At 69.5% G+C, this 16,091-nt stretch carries 11 protein-coding genes and 1 pseudogene; 10 read left to right on the top strand and 2 right to left on the bottom strand.

Annotated elements, in window-relative coordinates:
* The first annotated feature begins 16 nt into the window (after positions 1-16).
* The 6 genes from ACH4S8_RS07520 to ACH4S8_RS07495 all read left to right on the top strand — a co-directional run bounded on the left by ACH4S8_RS07520 (position 17) and on the right by ACH4S8_RS07495 (position 7,372).
* Positions 17-469, top strand: coding sequence for a cobalamin B12-binding domain-containing protein (locus ACH4S8_RS07520; RefSeq protein ID WP_398391764.1), 453 nt, complete (start codon positions 17-19; stop codon positions 467-469).
* Complete coding sequence (locus ACH4S8_RS07515) at positions 466-2,241, top strand: acetyl/propionyl/methylcrotonyl-CoA carboxylase subunit alpha (RefSeq protein WP_398392346.1); 1,776 nt, start codon at positions 466-468, stop codon at positions 2,239-2,241. Before ACH4S8_RS07520 ends, ACH4S8_RS07515 begins: the two co-directional genes overlap by 4 nt.
* A 210-nt stretch (positions 2,242-2,451) precedes the next feature.
* Entirely contained in the window at positions 2,452-5,055 is a 2,604-nt protein-coding gene (locus ACH4S8_RS07510; protein WP_398391763.1) for a bifunctional FO biosynthesis protein CofGH, read from the top strand.
* A 5-nt stretch (positions 5,056-5,060) separates the two neighbouring features.
* Positions 5,061-5,783, top strand: a complete 723-nt coding sequence (gene cofC, locus ACH4S8_RS07505; RefSeq protein ID WP_398391762.1) for a 2-phospho-L-lactate guanylyltransferase — start codon at positions 5,061-5,063, stop codon at positions 5,781-5,783.
* A 409-nt stretch (positions 5,784-6,192) separates the two neighbouring features.
* Positions 6,193-6,945, top strand: a complete 753-nt coding sequence (locus tag ACH4S8_RS07500; RefSeq protein ID WP_398391761.1) for a carbohydrate-binding protein — start codon at positions 6,193-6,195, stop codon at positions 6,943-6,945.
* A gap of 4 nt (positions 6,946-6,949) precedes the next feature.
* Complete coding sequence (locus tag ACH4S8_RS07495; protein ID WP_398391760.1) at positions 6,950-7,372, top strand: family 20 glycosylhydrolase; 423 nt, start codon at positions 6,950-6,952, stop codon at positions 7,370-7,372.
* 612 nt (positions 7,373-7,984) lie between these two features.
* Here the strand turns inward: ACH4S8_RS07495 and ACH4S8_RS07490 are convergent.
* The gene (locus ACH4S8_RS07490; RefSeq protein WP_398391759.1) at positions 7,985-8,995 is read right to left on the bottom strand and encodes a LacI family DNA-binding transcriptional regulator; all 1,011 of its coding nucleotides are present in this window, start codon (positions 8,993-8,995) and stop codon (positions 7,985-7,987) included.
* 134 nt (positions 8,996-9,129) lie between these two features.
* Between ACH4S8_RS07490 and ACH4S8_RS07485 the strand changes: the two genes are divergently transcribed.
* Positions 9,130-10,437: an MFS transporter gene (locus tag ACH4S8_RS07485; protein WP_398391758.1), complete on the top strand. Its 1,308-nt coding sequence runs from the start codon at positions 9,130-9,132 to the stop codon at positions 10,435-10,437.
* 45 nt (positions 10,438-10,482) lie between these two features.
* The gene (locus ACH4S8_RS07480) at positions 10,483-12,927 is read left to right on the top strand and encodes a beta-glucosidase (protein WP_398391757.1); all 2,445 of its coding nucleotides are present in this window, start codon (positions 10,483-10,485) and stop codon (positions 12,925-12,927) included.
* 142 nt (positions 12,928-13,069) lie between these two features.
* Here the strand turns inward: ACH4S8_RS07480 and ACH4S8_RS07475 are convergent, their stop codons facing one another.
* Entirely contained in the window at positions 13,070-13,885 is an 816-nt protein-coding gene (locus ACH4S8_RS07475; protein WP_398391756.1) for an IS5 family transposase, read from the bottom strand.
* On the opposite strand from ACH4S8_RS07475, the pseudogene ACH4S8_RS07470 reads away from it, so the two are divergent.
* Both ACH4S8_RS07470 and ACH4S8_RS07465 read left to right on the top strand, forming a co-directional pair.
* Positions 13,884-14,225 (top strand): annotated as a pseudogene (locus ACH4S8_RS07470) (transposase); the annotation flags it as partial. The gene ACH4S8_RS07475 and the pseudogene ACH4S8_RS07470 overlap by 2 nt on opposite strands.
* Positions 14,226-14,273: 48 nt before the next feature.
* Positions 14,274-15,728: a family 20 glycosylhydrolase gene (locus tag ACH4S8_RS07465; RefSeq protein ID WP_398392345.1), complete on the top strand. Its 1,455-nt coding sequence runs from the start codon at positions 14,274-14,276 to the stop codon at positions 15,726-15,728.
* Positions 15,729-16,091: the final 363 nt, after the last annotated feature.

The following is a 16,091-nucleotide window of genomic DNA, read 5'->3' as shown; positions in this document are numbered from 1 at the left end:
CCTCGACTGGAGAACCATGCAACTTCACGCCAGCCCAGCCACTTCCACCACCACACGCACCCGTGTGGTGGTGGCCAAGCCCGGTCTCGACGGTCACGACCGCGGTGCGAAGGTCATCGCGCGTGCCCTGCGGGATGCCGGCTACGAGGTCATCTACACCGGCCTCCATCAGACGGCCGAGCAGATCGTGGCCACCGTCGTTGCCGAGGACGCACCGCTGCTCGGGATGTCCATCCTGTCCGGCGCACACCTGACGGTCGTTCAGCGGGTCATGGAACTGCTGCGCGTCCACGACGTGGCCGACACCCAGGTCCTGGTCGGCGGCATCATCCCCGAGGCCGACATCACCGAACTCGAAGCGATGGGCGTCGACGCCGTCTTCACCCCCGGCGCGGACATCGCTGGCATCATCCGCACCGTCGAGAGCCTCCTTGCCAACCCCGACATCACAGTGGGACAGACATGCTGACCAAAGTCCTGATCGCCAATCGCGGAGAGATTGCCGTCCGTGTCGCCCGGGCCTGCTCTGACGCCGGTATCGCCAGCGTCGCTGTCTATGCCGACCCGGACCGGGACGCCCTGCATGTCCGCGTGGCCGACGAGGCCTACGCCCTCGGCGGCGACACTCCGGCCACCAGCTATCTCGACATCGCCAAGATCCTCAAGGCGGCCGCCGACTCCGGGGCCGACGCCGTCCACCCCGGCTACGGCTTCCTCTCGGAGAACGCCGAGTTCGCCCAGGCCGTCCTGGACGCCGGCCTGAACTGGATCGGCCCCCCGCCGCAGGCCATCCGCGACCTCGGCGACAAGGTCGCCGCCCGCCACATCGCCCAGCGCGCCGGCGCCCCCCTGGTCGCCGGCACCCCCGACCCCGTCTCCGGGGCCGACGAGGTCGTGGCCTTCGCCAAGGAGCACGGCCTGCCGATCGCGATCAAGGCCGCCTTCGGCGGCGGCGGCCGCGGCCTGAAGGTCGCCCGCACCCTCGAAGAGATCCCCGAGCTCTACGACTCCGCCGTCCGCGAGGCCGTCGCCGCCTTCGGCCGCGGCGAGTGCTTCGTCGAGCGCTACCTCGACAAGCCCCGCCACGTCGAGACCCAGTGCCTGGCCGACAAACACGGCAACGTGGTCGTGGTCTCCACCCGTGACTGCTCGCTGCAGCGACGCCACCAGAAGCTGGTCGAGGAGGCCCCCGCGCCGTTCCTCACCCCGAAGCAGAACGCCGAGCTCTACCGCGCGTCCAAGGCCATCCTCAAGGAGGCCGGCTACGAGGGCGCCGGCACCTGCGAGTTCCTGGTCGCCGCCGACGGCACCATCTCCTTCCTCGAGGTCAACACCCGTCTGCAGGTCGAGCACCCGGTGACCGAGGAGGTCGCCGGCATCGACCTGGTCCGCGAGATGTTCCGGATCGCCGACGGCGATCCGCTCGGCTACGACGACCCCGAGCTGCGCGGTCACGCCTTCGAGTTCCGGATCAACGGCGAGGACCCGGGCCGCAACTTCCTGCCCGCCCCGGGCACCGTCACCGCCTGGCAGCCGCCGACCGGACCGGGCGTGCGCCTGGACTCCGGTGTCGAGGCCGGTTCGGTGATCGGCCCCGCCTGGGACTCCCTGCTGGCCAAGCTGATCGTCACCGGCCGCGACCGCAGGCAGGCCCTGGAGCGGGCCCGCCGCGCGCTGGCCGAGTTCCAGGTCGAGGGCATGGCCACCGCCATCCCGTTCCACCGCGCAGTGGTCGTCGACCCGGCGTTCGCCCCCGAGGTGCACGGCGACGAGGCAGGCCCGTTCCAGGTCTACACCCGCTGGATCGAGACCGAGTTCCAGAACACCATCCCGCCGTTCAACGGCGGTCCGGTGGACGGCGAGGGGCCCGAGGGCCGCGAGACCGTGGTGGTCGAGGTCGCCGGCAAGCGGATCGAGGTCAGCCTGCCCGCCTCGCTGGGCACGGTGGCCGCTCCGGTGGCAGTCGGCGCCCCGGCCAAGGCCAAGCGTCGCGCCGGGGCCCGCAAGTCCGGTTCCGCGGTCAGCGGTGACATGCTCGCCTCCCCGATGCAGGGCACCATCGTCAAGGTCGCCGTCGAGGACGGCCAGGAAGTCCAGGAAGGCGACCTGATCGTCGTCCTGGAGGCCATGAAGATGGAACAGCCGATCAACGCCCACAAGACCGGCACCGTCAGCGCCCTCACCGCCGCGGTCGGCGCCGGCGTCACCAGCGGCGCCGTCCTCTGCGAAATCACCGATTGATCTGGTCGTTCAGGCTGTCGCTACGGGCGCCGAGCCGCGCTTGTCGTCGTATGCCAAGCCGTGCAAGCCGCTCCAGATCCCGGGACGCAGGGGCGGATGTTCGGGAGGTTCTGGCGCCCGCCAGGTGCTCATCCGGGCTCACGAGACCGCCGCCCCGCACCCTGACCTGCCCAGAGGCAGTGCCTCGACGAAGGAAGTTCCCCAAGCACCATGAGCAGTTTCGACGACACCACGACAACGAGCACACCGACGGCGAACAGCATGCGCCGGGCCTTGAAGCGGGCGGCCAACGGGGTCTCCCTCGACGTTGAGGAGGCTGCCGTGCTGCTGCAGGCGAAGGGGGACAACCTGCGTGACCTGTGTGCCTCCGCTGCCCGGGTACGTGACGCCGGGCTGGAGGCCGCCGGGCGGCCCGGGGTGATCACGTACTCGAAGAAGGTGTTCATCCCGCTGACCCGGCTGTGCCGGGACCGCTGCCACTACTGCACCTTCGCCACCGTGCCAGGCAGACTGCGCCGCGCGGGGGAAGGCATGTACCTGTCTCCGGACGAGGTGCTGGCGATCGCCCGTCAGGGCGCGGCGCTGGGCTGCAAGGAGGCGCTTTTCACGCTGGGGGACCGGCCCGAGGAGCGCTGGCCCGAGGCCCGTGAGTGGCTGGATGCGCACGGCTACGACGACACGCTGGCGTATGTACGGGCGATGTCGGTGCGGGTGCTGGAGGAGACCGGTCTGCTGCCGCACCTCAACCCGGGGGTGCTGACCTGGACGGACTTCCAGCGGCTCAAGCCGGTGGCGCCGTCGATGGGGATGATGCTGGAGACCACCGCCACCCGGCTGTGGTCCGAGCCCGGTGGCCCGCACCATGGGTCGCCAGACAAGGAACCCGCGGTACGGCTGCGCGTGCTGGAGGACGCCGGACGTTCCAACGTCCCGTTCACCACCGGCATCCTGATCGGCATCGGGGAGACCTTCGAGGAGCGGGCGGAGTCACTCTTCGCGATCCGCCGCGTCGCCCGGGAGTACCACGGCATCCAGGAAGTGATCGTCCAGAACTTCCGGGCCAAGCCCGACACCGCAATGCGGGCCATGCCCGACGCCGAGCTGGAGGAGCTGGCCGCCGCCGTCGCGGTGGCCCGGATCGTGCTGGGCCCGGTCGTCCGGATCCAGGCCCCGCCCAACCTGGTCGACGCCGACTACGCGCTCATCATCGGCGCGGGCATCGACGACTGGGGCGGTGTCTCCCCGCTCACCCCCGACCACGTCAACCCGGAACGGCCCTGGCCGCACATCGACGAACTGGCCGCCCGCACCGCAGCCGTCGGCTTCACCCTGCGCGAACGGCTGACCGTCCATCCCGAATACATTCGGCGCGGCGAACCCTGGCTCGACCCGCGCGTACTGCCCCATGTGGACGCCCTCGCCGACCCGGCGACCGGCCTGGCCCGCGAGGACGTCCTCCCGGTCGGGCTGCCCTGGCAGGAACCCGACGAGGTCTTCACCCCGTCCGGCCGCACCGACCTGCACCGCTCGATCGACACCGAGGGTCGCACTGCCGACCGCCGCAGCGATTTCGACTCCGCGTACGGCGACTGGGACGCCGTACGCGAGAAGGCCAGGACTGCCGGCGTTCCGGAGCGTCTGGACGGCGACGTCCGAGTCGCCCTTGCCCAGGCAGCCGACGATCCCGCCAAGCTGACTGATGACCAGGCACTCGCTCTGTTCCACACCGACGGCGCCGCACTGGACGCGCTCACCGGCATCGCCGACCAGCTGCGCCGCGACGTGGTGGGGGAGGAGGTGACGTACATCGTCACCCGCAACATCAACTTCACTAATGTCTGCTACACCGGCTGCCGCTTCTGCGCCTTTGCGCAGCGCCGCACCGACGCGGACGCCTACACCCTTTCCCTGGAACAGGTCGCCGAGCGTGCCGCACAGGCCTGGGAGGTGGGCGCCACCGAGGTGTGCATGCAGGGCGGCATCCACCCGGACCTGCCCGGCACGGCGTACTTCGACATCGCTCGCGAGGTCAAGCGCCGAGTACCCGGCATGCACGTCCACGCCTTCTCCCCGATGGAGGTGGTCAACGGCGCCACCCGGACCGGGCTGTCGGTCCGGGACTGGCTCCGGCAGGCCAAGGAGGCGGGCTTGGACAGCATCCCGGGCACGGCGGCGGAGATCCTCGACGACGAGGTCCGCTGGATCCTCACCAAGGGCAAGCTGCCCGCCGCCACCTGGGTCGAGGTGGTCACCACCGCGCACGAGCTGGGCATCCGTTCCAGCTCCACGATGATGTACGGCCACGTCGACCAGCCCCGCCACTGGCTGGCCCACCTGCGCCTCCTCGCGCACATCCAGGAGCGTACGGGGGGCTTCACCGAGTTCGTCACGCTGCCCTTCATCCACACCAATGCTCCCATCTACCTGGCCGGCGTCGCGCGGCCCGGCGCGACCATGCGCGACAACCGCGTGGTGACTGCCATGGCCCGCCTGCTGCTGCACGGCCGGATCGACAACATCCAGACCAGCTGGGTCAAACTGGGGGTCGAGGGCGCCGCCCAGATGCTCCGCTCGGGCGCCAACGACCTGGGCGGCACGCTGATGGAGGAGACCATCTCCCGGATGGCCGGCTCCTCCTACGGCAGCTACAAGTCCATCCGCGATCTGGAGGCGATCGCTGCGCTCGCCGGCTGCCCCGCGCGGCAGCGCACCACCACCTACGGCAAGGTCCCGGATGAGCGCCGCGCGGTGGCCCTGGCCTCCGACGGCCACCTGCCGCAGCTGCTGCCCATCCTCGAAGCGGCGCAGGGTTGACGGCCATGGACGCCTGGACCATCGTGCTGCCGGTCAAGCCGTTCGAGGAGGCCAAGAGCCGCCTGGGCTCGTTGTCCGGCTCCGTCCGTGCCACCCTCGCCGAGGCTTTCTTCCAGGACACCCTCCTGGCGGTGCTCAGCACTGCCGGCGTGCAGCGTGTCCTGGTGGTGACGCAGGACCAGCGGGCCGCCGGGCAGGCCGCAGCCGCAGGTGCGTTTGTCCTGCCGGACCACCCCCGAGCGGGGCTCAACGCCGCGGTCCGCCGCGCCACCGCCTGGGCGAGTGCTGATGCACCGGACCGCCCGACCGCCGTCCTGACCACCGATCTGCCCAGTCTGCGCAGCACCGAGCTGCAGCAGGTCCTCACGGAGGCAGCCGGCCACCGCGTGTCCTTTCTCGCCGATCACAGCCGGCAGGGCACGACCTTCCTGGCGGCGACGCGCCCGAACCTGCTCACGCCCTGCTTCGAGGGGCACTCCAGCCATGCGCACCGTCTCAGCGGAGCCCACGAGATCACCGAGGTTCTTGCCTCAAGCGTTCGACTTGACGTCGACACCCTGGGCGACCTGGAGCTGGCCCAACTGCTCGGGCTCGGGCACCATACCGACAGCGCTCTGCGCTCAAGCCTCGGCACGTCCACGTTCAATGCAGCCCCGCTACAGACCGCAGCTGGCCTGGGCGAGGTGGTGCAGTACGTAGGTGCGGGAGCAACCGTGGTACTGCGGTGATGCCCTGGTGCGAGTTCACCACAGTGTCCATGCGGCCGCGTACAAGGGCTGACACCTTTGAACCTGCGCTCCGGGTATCCGCGCCATTCCATGATCCGGGCAGGCCTACTTTCATCGAGCGGACAGCAATGCAGCAACGGGGAAAGGGCCACGACAGCTGCAGTCACGCCAGCCGTGCCGGGAGACCACGGTCCGGGTCGCCTGCGTCTGGGGTACCGGCTCGTCCATCGACTGCTGGACCACGTGGCTCCAGGGGGCACCACTGGGACGTCGCCATCGCAGCTGTTGAGGATGGCGGCACCGTCCGGCGCTTGGGCGAGGTTCGGGCGAGTCGGCGTGCGTTCTATGAGGTGGCCGACGCCGGTTCTGGCTGTCCTACTGGGCCGTCGGCGGCGAGGGCTTCTTCGGCATGTACCACGCTGTCGCCGACCAGCCGCTCGGCCCGTTCGAGCCGGTGGGCCCGCTCGTCTCGCTCGGCAACGCGTGGAAGAACACGCCCCCGGGGTCGACGGACCGCAGGGGGAACACCCACGGCGGGATGTTCGAGGCCGGCGGCACCTGGTACCAGGTCTATCACCGCCACACCGCGGACGGACGGCAGGCCTGTGCCACACCCCTCACCCGCGCGCCGCACGGCGGATTCGAGCACGCCGAGTACACCTCCCGAGGCCTGGACACGTCCGACCTCGACGCGTTCCGGGCCTGGCCGGCCTCCATCGCCTGCCACCTGGTGGGACCGCGCGGCCTGCCGGGCCGTTCCCGGCGCCCGTCGATCGTGCTCCGCGAGGACCTGCGCGGCACCGAGGACGAGTCGGGCCGGCACACCCTCCAAGTCGTCAGCGACACCCACCGCGGCGGCACGATCGGCTTCAAGTACCTCGACTTCGGCCCCGAGCAGGCCCCGCACACCCTTGTGGTCGAGATCGACGCCCGCAACACCGGCCGGATCCAGGTGTACGTCGACGCACCGCACACCGGCACGCCCATCGCGACCGTCGCAGTCCCGGAGAGCGCGGTCGGCGCCGGATGGCGCACGATCGAGGCCGAAACGACTCCCGTGGCCGGTTCGCACGCCCTGTTCATGGTCTTCGAACCGGACCGCGGTCAGCTCGGCGACCTGTCTTTGTTCGCCGTCCGGCGCCGCGAGGACGACGCGAAGTGATGGGATGCTCTCGCCCACCTCCCCCCTCTACCTCGATCACCCCTACGCCGAACCGAGTGCCAACGCCGACGACGAGGCCCGGCGCGCCCAGGTAGGCCTGGCCTTCTACCCACCCAAGCAGGTATACGGCTTGGATCCTGGCGGCACACTGGCCACGACCCCCGACCGCGAAGCCACCGCCACCGGTACCGAAGCCACCGTCTGGCGCCAGACCACCACCTCGGTCAAGGACCTCGAATTCCTGCTCCTGCCCCGCCTCACCGGAATCGCCGAACGCGCGTGGTCGCCGGCTGCCTCCGGGGAACGGGACGGCTACCGCGGCCGCCTGGCCGCCCAGTCCGTGGCATGGCGTCATCACAATTGGACCTGGTTCGCGTCCACCCCGGTCGACTGGCTCTCGCACCCGTCCGGAGACGAGGAGGCCTGAACCGCTGACTTCTCCGTTGCGGGCCGGTGGCAGGCCTGTCCCGCAATGGAGCTCCCAGACCGGGCGGCGTGACCGCTCCTCGGCCGGGTCCGGTAGGAGAAACCGGATCGGCCGAGACGCTGCCCGGTCGTTGCAGCGACCTCGTCGCTGCAACGGAAGGCCCCCGGTGCCCACCCCCGCACCGGGGGCCTTCTGCCGCTTCACGGCGCCAGGCGCGGAACCCCTCGCCGCGCTGTTCGACAGCAGCCGGGCCGCCATGCACCGCACACTCTTGAAGATCAGGAGGCTGCTCATGGCGCACGACATCGACATCGCGATGGACGGCAGTTCCGGAGGGAGATCCGCACTTGCTGCACCTCCTGCTCCTCGCTGTCCGAGGCCGTGAGGTGGTGCCCAATAGCGGGATCTGGGGTGAGGGTCGGTCCAATCTCGGCGAGGCAGCCGTCGATGGCGCTGGACGGCGCTGGGTGCGGGCGAGTTCTCGGCGGAATGTGCGCTCGAGTGGTCGGGGCGGTGAAGGCGGTGTTGGCCATCGGCTCGCGCCGCAGCAGAGGCCAGATGCCTTCCAGGGGATTAAGTCCGTTCTGCAGGACTCCACGAGCATCCTGTTTGCTATACGCCCCTGCCTCGAAGGGAGGCCGCCGCGGCCCTCCTGCTTGCTGTCGGGCCGGTGGACTCCCGTGCCACGACGCGCATCAAATCGCCGTTGTTGCTGTCATCGCGCTCGCGTGCTTCGACACCGTCGAGGACGTCGGAGAGCGCATCGGCGTACAGCAGCGCAATCTTGTCGACGTCGAACTCGATCGATGACAGCGGCGGGTCCATCGAGCCGTTGATGGCCATTTCGTCGACTCCGATGACGGCGAGGTCGTCCGGGCATCGCAGTCCTGCTCGACGGATACCCGCGAGGACGGTGATCGCGACTTCGTCGTTGTACGCAGCGACGGCGGTCACGCCGGCATTCACCCAGCCGCGGACCTTGTCCTCCGCCCCGCCACCGTCGAGATCGAACTGTTCGTAGGCGGGCGCGGGGAGTCCATGCTGTTCACAGGCGTGGGCGACACCGCGGCGCCGGAGCTGTGCCACCACGTCCAGTCCACGTTCGGTCGTGTCGGCGTACGCGATCCTGGAGTGGCCGCGGGCGACGAGGTGCTCCACCTGAAGCCGGCCCACCCGGGCGTTCATGGGTGCGGCGGCGCTGTCGCCGTCGAAGAGCGACGCGACCGGGATCCCGCGCGCCCGAAACCAGTCGGCGGCGTTGTCGCGCAGGCCGAACATGCCGAAGACCACGCGGGGACGCAGGTCCTGTGCCACGTCGATGACCGGTCTGCTCGCAGGGCCCTCGAAGTGGGCGATCAGGGTGACGCCTTGCTCGGCGGCGCGGGCCGTCAGGTGACTGCTGATCGCCAAGGACAGTTCGCCGAGGTGAACGCTCGGCACCACGAACATCGCGATCCGCGACCCGCCGACGGCGAGGCTCTGCGCTGCACGGTTGGGTCGATAGCCGAGCTCGTCGGCCGCCCGCTGAACGGCCTGACGCGTCTTGTCCGAGATCTTCTGCGAGGTCACGCCGTTCAGCACGTAGCTGACAGTCGCCCGCGAGACGTTGGCCCTGCGGGCCACGTCCGCGCCCGTCGGCAGAGCCACCGGACCCCTGCCGGAATCCTCCGGGGGCTTGACGCAGGCATCGTCCATGGGCCTACTGTACCCGCTTAAGCGCGTAAGTGACGCGCGTAAGTCAGCCCGATTGGACTGCCATGACAGAGCCGTCATCGGTCGCTATCGCAGCGCCGACCATCGAGACCCCCGGCATCGTGACCATCGGGGAGACGCCCGCCAAGGCTCCGAAGGGGTACACGTCCGCGCTCGCCGCGGTGAGCTTTGGGATGTACCTCGCTCTGCTGACGCCGATCATGGTGTCGCTGGCGTTCAAGGTGAAACACATCTCGGCGACGCCCGCGGCCGCGACCAGTAGCCTCGGCCTCGTGATGGGCGTGGGCTCGCTGTTCGCGCTGCTCGCCAACCCGCTCGCCGGTCGCCTCTCCGACCGGACGACCTCGCGCTGGGGCATGCGCCGGCCATGGATCCTAGGCGGGTCGGTCGTCGGTACCGGCGCCCTGGCGCTGATGGGTATGGCGCAGTCGGTGTGGGTGCTGCTCGTCGGCTGGTGCCTGGTCTCGGTGGCGATGAACGCCGTCCTCGCCGCCGCCAACGCGACGCTGCCCGACCAGGTGCCGGCGGCCGGGCGCGGCAAGGTGTCAGGAATCGTGGGCATCACGACGGCACTGGGCATCCTTGCCGGCTCGTTCCTGGTGAACCTCCTCGACAACGACACAGCGCGTTTCGTCGTGCCCGGTGCGATCGGTACCGCGCTCGCGGTGTTGTTCGTCCTGGTCCTGAAGGACCGCCGCCTCGAGGACAAGCCCGCGCAGCGGTTCACGACACGCGAGTTCCTCGGCTCGTTCGTGTTCAACCCGGTCAAGCACCGCGACTTCGCATGGACGTGGCTCACCAAATTCCTCGTGATGTTCGGCTACGCCGGCGTCGCCACCTTCCTGCCGTTCTACCTGACGGAGAAGTTCTCGCTCGACGAGAAGAGCGCGATCTCGACGATCCTGCTGGCCAACGTGGCGTCGATGGCCGCGATGATGGTCTCCGGCCCTGTCGGCGGCATCCTGTCGGACAAGGTCGGAAAGCGTCGTCCGTTCGTGGCGGTCGCCGGGGCTGTCATGGTCGTGGGCCTCACCCTGCTCGCCATCGCGCCGAACGTCACGACGGTGATCGTCGCGCAGGCCGTCATCGGCCTGGGAGCGGGCTCCTTCTTCTCCGTCGACCTGGCCCTCGCGACGCAGGTCCTGCCGAACCCCGAGGACACCGCCAAGGACCTCGGCGTGCTGAACATCGCCAATGCGCTGCCGCAGGCGATCGCACCCGCGATCGCACCGGCGATCATCGCGGTCGGGGCGGCCACCCCACTCGGCGGATACACCACCTGGTACCTGTTCGGCGCGCTCATCGCCCTGGCCGGCGCAGTCCTCGTGTACCGCATCAAGGGCGTCAAGTGACCGAGGCGACCGCACTGACCGCCAACCCCAAAGGGAAGTAGAGACATGAACACGAACACCACGTGGGCCACGACCGACGCGTCCCCGCTACAGCGCGCCGACGCCCTGCTCGCGCAGATGACGATCGAGGAGAAGGCGCTGCAGCTGTCGGCGACGATGCCGATCGGGCTGCTCGGCGCCGACGGCCTGATCGAGTCTCAGGCGACCAAGGTACTGGGCAACGGGATCGGGCAGATCTCGGCGCTCGGCATGTTCGGTCACAAGTCCCCCGAGGCCACGGCCCGTACCGTCAACCAGATCCAGCGCTTTCTGGTCGAACGCACACGCCTGGGAATCCCGGCCATCTTCCACAACGAGGCCCTCAACGGGGTCATCGCGCCCGACTTCACCGTGTTCCCCACGGCGATCGGTCTGGCCGCAGGCTGGAACCCTGACGCTGTCGAAGCGATGGCCGACCTCATCCGGCGTCAGATGCGCAGCGTCGGGCTCCTCCAGGCCCTCGCGCCCGTGATGGACGTCGCCCGCGACGCCCGCTGGGGTCGCGTGCACGAGACCTACGGGGAGGACCCCTACCTGGCCTCGGCGTTGAGTGTCGCCTTCACCCAGGGCCTCCAGGGCACAGACCTCCGCGAGGGTGTCATCGCCACGGCAAAGCACTTCCTCGGCTACGCGATGACCGAGGGAGGCCAGAACATGGCCGCGACCCAGGCCACCGCGCGCGAGTTGCGCGAGGTGTACGCGCGTCCCTTCGCGGCAGCGATCCAGCTCGCCGGCCTGGCGTCGGTCATGAACTCCTACTCCGAGATCGACGGGATCCCGGTCGGCGCCTCGAGGGAGATCCTCACGGGCCTCCTGCGTGACGAGCTGGGCTTCGAGGGCACCGTCGTGTCGGACTACACGACCGTCGCGATGCTGCACAAGCGGCAGAGAGTCGCGCGGGACCTCGCGGAGGCGGGTGCGCTCGCGCTGGCGGCCGGACTCGACGTCGAGCTCCCCGCGATCGCCGGCTACGGCACGCTGCTCGCCGAGCAGGTGCGCTCCGGGGCGGTCAGCGAGGACGTCCTCGACACCTCAGTTCGACGCGTGCTGCGCGACAAGTTCGCCCTCGGACTGTTCGAGCGCCCCTACGTCGACGATGACCCCATCGTCCTCGCGGGCACCGCACAGCGGGGTGCCGAGCTCGCGACCTTGCTGGCCAGCGAGTCGCTGACTCTGCTGAAGAACGAGGGGCCGGTCCTGCCCCTGTCCACCGGAGTACGACGCATCGCGATCGTCGGCCCGCACGCCGACGAGGTCGGCTTCGCGTTCCCGGGCTACACCTACCCGGTCGGACTGGCGATGCTCGGCGCCATGATGGGCGGCGGCGACGGCGCCATGGCCGGACTCGACGACCTCGGCATGGAGATGCCCGCGGAGGCGATGGAGGCCGCCGCCGCAGAGTTCGGTGCGGCCTTCGCGGTCTCGCCCGAGGAGTACATCCGTCAGCACTACGGGGCCGTCAGCCTCGCCGAAGCGATCTGTGAGCTGGTGCCCGATGCCGAGGTCACGGTCGTGCCCGGCTGCGGAGTTCTCGACTCCGAGCCGTCCGACATCGCCGCCGCCGTCGCGGCTGCCGCCGATGCCGACGTGGTGATCGCGGCGATCGGCGGCCGTGGCGGCTGGTTCTTCGGCGCGACCACCGAGGGCGAAGGGTCCGACTCGGCGGACATCGACCTGCCTCGCACACAGCGGACCCTGCTCGACGCCGTGGCCGCTACGGGCACCCCTGTCGTGGGTGTCCTCTCGACCGGGCGGCCGATGGCGCTCAGCGAGTCCCTTCCGTCGCTGTCCGCCCTGGTGCACGCCTACTACGGCGGCCAGCAAGGAACACGCGCGGTGGCGCAGGCGCTGTTCGGGATCACGAACCCCGGTGGCAAGCTCCCCTACAGCATGCCGCGGCACACCGGGCAGGTCCCGATCCACGCAGGGCAGCACACCGGCAGCGGCTACCGCCGCACGGAGTCCGACATGTACAAGGGTTACCGCGACCTGCCCGCGACACCGCTGTTCGCGTTCGGACACGGCCTGAGCTACACGTCGTTCGGCTACCGCGACCTGACACTGAGTGAGTCGTCCGTCGACACGGCCGGCTCGATCGACATCAGCATCACGGTCGAGAACACCGGGACCGTACAGGGCGACGAGGTCGTGCAGCTCTACGTCAGCGACGTCGCGACGGGCCTTGCGCGACCTGCACAGGAGCTCGTCGGGTTCCGTCGGATCACGCTCGTACCCGGCGCCGTCCAGAAGGTCACCTTCTCGGTGCAGATGAGCCAGCTCGCCTACCTCGGTCTCGACGGCAGAACCTTCGTCATGGAGCCCGGCCCCGTCGACGTGCTCGTCGGCTCCTCGTCGGACGACATCCGCGCACGCGCGACCTTTGAGGTCGTCGGCCCCACGGTCCGGCTCGGCCGGGCACGCTCGTACCTGTCGACGTCGCAGGCCGGATGATCTGCACGGCGACCCGCCGTCGACCAAGGCTGTCTTCCCCGGGATGACGCGGCCACCTGAGCAATCGAAGACCTCCGCGCCGGAATCCTGGCGCGGAGGTCTTCGGCCGTCAATGATTCCTAGAGGGCGTCTGAAAAGCTTGTCAGCGGGCTGGTCTTGCGAGGCGCCGTATGAGGAGCATGGCCATGGTGAGGTAGATGGCGTTCTCCGAGCAGACGCGCAAGTACTCGTAGTCCTTGGACAGCCGGCGACACCGTCCCAGCCAGGCGAACGTCCGCTCTACCACCCAACGCCGCGGGACCACCGCGAAGAGGGCCACTGGCGGAGGCGGTGTCCCGACCTTTGCCCAGGTCGAGCGGAATCCTCCGTCACGGCGCTGCACGATCTCCACGGTGATACCGGTGGCCTCCAGAGCCCAGGCATGGAAGTCGGCGCCGCGGTAGCCCTGGTCCGCCCACACGCGTCGCAGACGCGGGAAGACATCGGCAGCCCGGGAGAACAGCACCGCGGCGCCGTCGCGATCACCGACGCTGGCCGGGCTCACGCAGGTGACCAGAACAGTGCCGCGGGTGTCGACAAGCAGGCGGCGCTTGATGCCGCTGACCTTCTTCCCTCCGTCATATCCGTGCAGGCCACCGCATTCACTGGCCCGGACGCTCTGACTGTCCACGATGGCCGCACTGGGAGTGGGATCACGGCCGAGCCGCACACGCTCACGTTCGCGCAGCGCTGTCAGCATCCGCTCCCGCACGCCTTCTTGCTGCCATCGCCGCCAGTAGTGGTAGACGGTCCTTAAGAATATGAGGTGGTCCGGGAGGGCCGGGTGTGGCTGGTAGACGGTTGCCGTTGATGGCTCTGGCAGAGTGGCCGCCCGGTCCTCCGGGATGCTCCGGCCACTGATTGAGAGCTGCGGATATCGCTGGTTAAGGACCTGTCGGCGGGGTGTTCCTTGGGCCATGAAGGTGCTGGCACAGGAACGGAGTGGCGTCTTGAACTCATCCGGCAAGCGCATATGGGTCGGCATTGATGCCGGCAAGGGGCATCACTGGGCAGTGGCCGTCGGCTCAGACGGCCAAGCACTCTTTTCCCGCAAGGTGATCAACGATGAGAACGAGATCCTCCAGCTCATCGCGGTTGCGGGCGAAACGGGTTTCGAAGTGCGCTGGGCCGTGGACATCTCCGGCCGGGCTTCCACGCTTCTTCTGGCCCTGCTCATCGCTCATGGTCAGCAAGTTGTGTATGTTCCCGGTCGCACGGTGAACCAGATGTCCGGCGCTTACCGCGGGGCCCACGACACCGGCCTGTCCCTGACCGTTGAGCCGACCGCCGCCGCGGCAGCGATTCGGGTGGAGCTCGTCACCTGCGGTCCCGATGCCGAGGAACTAACCGCTTTGCCGGAGGCGGGAGGCGTCCGGGCCGACGACGGCGACCCGGCCGGCGAACGCTACGGACTGGAAGTCCAGAGCACGTACGTGCGCGTGTGGGCGGCCACGGTCGAAGGTGCGCACCGAGGCCTGACCAGCCTCCGGCAGCTGCTGAACGCCGGGCTGCGGCCCGACGGCACCGCCGAACTGCCGCCGCTGCGCGTTCTGGACGCGCCGAGGTACGCCTGGCGCGGCCTGTCCCTGGACGTCGCGCGCACCTTCCACGACGCCGACCAGGTCGTGCGCGTCCTGGACATCCTCAGCCTGCACAAGCTCAACGTGCTGCACCTGCATCTCACCGACGACCAGGGCTGGCGTGTTCCCATCACGGGATGGCCTGCCCTCACCGAGGTCGGCGGGGCCGGCGCGCTCGGCGAGCGGCCCGGTGGCTGGTACACGCCCGAGGACATTAACCGCATCGTCACCCACGCGCGCCAGCGATTCATCACCGTGGTACCGGAGATCGACATCCCCGGCCACTGCCAGGCGGTATTCCGGTCCTACCCCGAACTCGCACCCACCGGCACTGCGGTCGCAGGCCCGGGGCCGATCCCGATCGGCACCCTTGATCCCGACCGCGGGATCACCTGGCGATTCGTGCGCGACGTTCTCACCGACGTGGCCCGGCTCTTCCCCAACTCCGCCTACCTCCACCTCGGCGGCGACGAGGCCTTCGGCATACAGGATGACGCGCACGCCGCCTTCGTCGACCGCGCCCGGGACATCGCCTGCTCGTTGGACCGGCGCGTCGTCGGCTGGCAGGAGACCGCCCGGTCCGCCATCGGCCCCCAGGAGGTCGTGCAGTACTGGATCGAGGCCACCGAGATGCGCGAGGTGATGGACTCCGGCGCCCTGGCCCAGATGATGCCCGAATCGATGGTCGCCGTGTTCACCGAGATGATGGCCAAGGCCGAACACGACGTCGACCGTGCCGCGGGCAAGGGCGCCAGCCTGCTGCTCTCGCCCACCTCACACCTCTACCTCGACCGGCCGTACGCCGAAGAGAGCACCGAGCCGGACGGTGAAATCCGGCGGGCCCGGGTGGGTCTGCCTGTCTATCCGCCCAAGACCGTCGAGCAGATCTACGACTGGGACCCCGCCGCGGCACTGAACGCCGCAACCACAAACGGCAGCGCCACCGCCGCAGGAGTAGAGGCGGCCGTCTGGTGCGAGACCGTCACCTCGGGCGAAGACCTCGAATTTCTGCTGCTGTCCCGCCTGTCCGGAATTGCCGAGCGTACGTGGTCACCGCGGAATGCCGGCCACTGGGACGAATACCGGACCCGCCTGGCGATCCAGTCGTCCGCATGGGTCCGCCGGGGCTGGACCTTCTTCCCCTCGTCGCTGGTGGCGTGGCCCGCCACCGTGCCGGCCTGAACGGCTCCATGACCGAACGCTGAATCAAGCACGGCGGAGCGCCCCGCGAGAAGTCTGAGGCAAGGTGCTCCGCCAACTACACAGACAGGGGTGGAACCCGTGTGACGGAACAGGCTAAGACGCACTCGGGTGACGCGCCGTCGACCCCCTGAGGAGATCCCGCGACCCGACCGTCGCCGAGGAGGTGTCGAGGGTATTCCGTCATGTCGGAACGGGCTCAGGGTCTGGCGGCGAGGCGGATCATCGCGCGGAACAGGGCGGTGGGCGCGGGGGCGTCCGGCAGGGGCGGGGTGTCGGTGGCGGGGTTGGCGAAGGCGCGGAGCAGGTGGCCGACCAGGCGGCGCCAGCTGTCGGGGGCGGCGT

It is taken from the genome of Streptomyces sp. NPDC021080, from assembly GCF_044333225.1.
Classification (GTDB): domain Bacteria; phylum Actinomycetota; class Actinomycetes; order Streptomycetales; family Streptomycetaceae; genus Streptomyces.
The sequence above is the reverse complement of the archived record's forward strand: the minus strand, read 5'-3'. Positions and strand labels throughout refer to the sequence as shown.